The 1,020-nt window shown below is 36.0% G+C and carries 1 protein-coding gene; it reads right to left on the bottom strand.

Going from position 1 to position 1,020, the window contains the following annotated elements; all coding sequences use genetic code 11:
- Positions 1-232: 232 nt before the first annotated feature.
- Complete coding sequence (locus ACED42_RS21820; protein ID WP_371704155.1) at positions 233-931, bottom strand: hypothetical protein; 699 nt, start codon at positions 929-931, stop codon at positions 233-235.
- Positions 932-1,020: the final 89 nt, after the last annotated feature.

Below are 1,020 nucleotides of genomic sequence, written 5' to 3'. Positions count from 1 at the left end.
GACGACATTACTTGCTTCATCTATGCGGTAACACTATCCCCTAAGCAACAAGAAAAGCTCTGATAATACAGGAGAGAAACTTCTACGTTTTAAATTGACAGTGGGGGTCATATCAACGCCGCGTTAAGTAGTGAGCAACGCAACCACTGAACCCAACCATACCACCGTAAGCACAAAGCCCAACGATGGAATGAAAAATGCTATGCGTTGGGAATCTGCCTTAAACGCTTTGTTATACACCTTCCGTCTGTATGTCAATAGGCAAGTATGTTTCCGTTCCCTTTTGAGAGGAACTATATACAGCATATGAGATTATTCTATTTCCAAGGAATAAAGAGATAAGCATTAGAAGAACACCATAAGGAATGAAAAATATAAAAATCAATAGATTATCGACCGCATAGCCTTCTATTGAAGATGCTATAACATGCGAACCAAAAAAATACAGCATTAGAGTAGTTGAGATCAAAAAGACAAATTGCATATTTTTCGTCAAATTTCTCACAGATTCAAACAAAAAATATATAGGCGCAATTACCTCTAGAGGCTCTTTATATTTAAACTTTGTCTTATTTTCATTCAACTTTAAAAAATACCTATGTCGTTTATATTCGTAAATTGCTTTTTTAGGACACGGTGAACTCAATAGAACAACTACTTCTTCAAATGAAACATCTAAACCATATACATACTTAAATACTTCCTCCGCATATAACCTGTCGACTGTATTCTTTTCAGTTGAGTGGAAATCAAACGACAGATCATGCAGTAGTTTAATATCTTCTCTTGATACATTTCGATTATGGAGCCTACGATCTAGAACATACCTTAGTACGAGAAGAATAAGAACGACTGAACCACTAAATCCTGCAAGTAACTTCGTGACTGGCAATGTCAATATTTCGTTAATATAATGTATTACTATATCCAACTTGTATTCCTATCTCATAAATTCACTAGGGTGTATAGACATAATGACCCCCACGAAAGGTGCTAGCCTCCAATATCGTGGGTTAGCTT

This window comes from Vibrio sp. FF145 (assembly GCF_041439075.1).
Lineage (GTDB): Bacteria > Pseudomonadota > Gammaproteobacteria > Enterobacterales > Vibrionaceae > Vibrio > Vibrio tasmaniensis_A.
This window is presented reverse-complemented; position numbering and strand designations above follow the sequence as displayed.